Source organism: Mycobacterium sp. SMC-18 (assembly GCF_045310895.1).
Classification (GTDB): domain Bacteria; phylum Actinomycetota; class Actinomycetes; order Mycobacteriales; family Mycobacteriaceae; genus Mycobacterium.
The window spans coordinates 1-1,709 of sequence record NZ_JBJIAL010000114.1 but is presented as its reverse complement, the minus strand read 5'-3'; the positions used below and the strand labels follow the sequence as shown (position 1 = coordinate 1,709).

Annotated in this window: 3 protein-coding genes; 1 reads left to right on the top strand and 2 read right to left on the bottom strand. The window is 61.3% G+C overall.

The annotated features are described in order from the left end of the window. Nucleotides 1–821, top strand: an 821-nt coding sequence (locus tag ACJH6J_RS30305) for an IS3 family transposase (RefSeq protein WP_406805026.1), incomplete at its 5' end; no start/stop codon positions are given. A gap of 107 nt (nt 822–928) precedes the next feature. Here ACJH6J_RS30305 and ACJH6J_RS30300 read toward each other — a convergent pair. After that, nucleotides 929–1,162 carry a hypothetical protein gene (locus ACJH6J_RS30300; RefSeq protein WP_142394584.1) on the bottom strand — a complete coding sequence of 78 codons (234 nt, stop codon included), beginning with the start codon at nt 1,160–1,162 and terminating at the stop codon, nt 929–931. Between the two features lie 83 nt (nt 1,163–1,245). Beyond that, nucleotides 1,246–1,503 (bottom strand): helix-turn-helix domain-containing protein, encoded by a 258-nt coding sequence (locus tag ACJH6J_RS30295; RefSeq protein ID WP_103799481.1) that lies wholly within the window; start codon nt 1,501–1,503, stop codon nt 1,246–1,248. Nucleotides 1,504–1,709: the final 206 nt, after the last annotated feature.

Sequence of the window (1,709 nt, the reverse complement as noted above, 5' to 3'; positions counted from 1 at the left end):
CATTTTCGAGAGACCTCGACCTCTATCCCGGCAACGACGCGCCAACCACCTCTACACCCTCATCTGTGAAGAGCCTCATTGAGGCCTATCGCGCTCACGCGTTGTTCAACGCCCACGGCGAGGACCCGGAGTTCGGCTACCGCTACCTGGTCGAGGAGGCCCGTGACGCCGGCGAGCCGATGGCCGAGCGCACCGCCTGGCGCATCTGCTCTCAGCAGCAGTTGTGGAGTGTGTTCGGCAAGAGGCGTGGCAAGAACGGCAAACCCGGACCGCCAGTGCACGATGATCTGGTCGAGCGCGACTTCACCGCCAGCGAGCCAAACACGTTGTGGCTCAGCGATATCACCGAGCATCGCACCGGTGAAGGCAAGCTCTACCTGTGCGCGATCAAGGACACGTTCTCCAACCGCATCGTGGGCTATTCAATCGACTCACGGATGACATCCCGGCTGGCTACAACCGCGCTCAGGAGTGCAGTTGCACGCCGGGGTGATGTGGCCGCTTGCATTCTGCACAGCGACCGAGGCAGCCAGTTTCGAAGCCGAAAGTTCGTCCAGGCCCTGCACCATCACGGCATGGTCGGCTCCATGGGCCGTGTCGGGGCGGCCGGCGACAACGCTGCGATGGAAAGCTTCTTCAGCCTGCTGCAGAAGAACGTCCTCGACCGCCGCCGGTGGGACACCCGAGAGCAGCTGCGCATCGCCATCGTCACCTGGATCGAGCGCACCTACCACCGTCGCCGACGTCAGCTCGCCCTCGGGCGGTTGACCCCGATCGAATTCGAAGCAATTATGACCACGCCGGTCAGTCAGGCCGCGTGACGCAAATTGTCACCTGATCGTGCAGCAGACCCCTTTCGGTCTCACCCGTCTGACTGCGCAATGACCGCGGCGCCCAAATCGGTAACGCCGCCTCTCGATGTCTCTTCTCAGGTGGAATTGACCTCAATGAGTCGGTCGCCCTCCTGCAACCACAGGAGCGGCTTGTCAAATGCCTTCTGCATCAACTTGACTGCAGCCTTTAAGTCATCGTAATTGTCCCACCGGAGGCAGTCGCGCGAGTTGTCGACCCAACTCAGCGCGTCGCCGTCGTAGTACACCTCCGCTACGAAGTACTCGCTTTTATCAAGCGACTGCACAACTCGATAGTTCCACGCGTTCATCACTTCAAGCTCCCATCGGCCGCCTTTGTGAAGTGGCCGAGAATGGCGTGCGGCGCTGACCACCTTTGGTGCGGCAAGCTCGTCTACTGATCTACCATCAATTCAGCCGCAGAAACTCCCAGCGCGTCGGCAATGTCAAACAGTCGCTCGTAAAGTAACCCGCGCAGGCCGCTCTCCACGCCGCTCAGAACGGACCGGTCCACGCCCGAATCATGGGCCAACTGCTCCTGCGTCAAGCCTCGCTCGACGCGGAGTTCACGTATTCGCTTGCCGACCGACCTTCGTCGGCGCTCCCATGCCACCACGCGCTCCGGATCATTCTGGCTTGGTCGGGTGGGCACGCCCACAAGTAACGGTGCACATCCGAGAAATGTCTGTAGTACTAGTACTACAGTGCCATGGTGCACCCTGATCTACCACCGGTTCGACCCGACTGGGTGACCGCACGCGGACTCAAGTTGCTTGACGAACTGGCTAAGTCCCCTGGGGTGGTGGGAATTCGGGGACGGGGCTGAGGTGGGCGGAGATGTTCAGGCCGTGTCGGTGC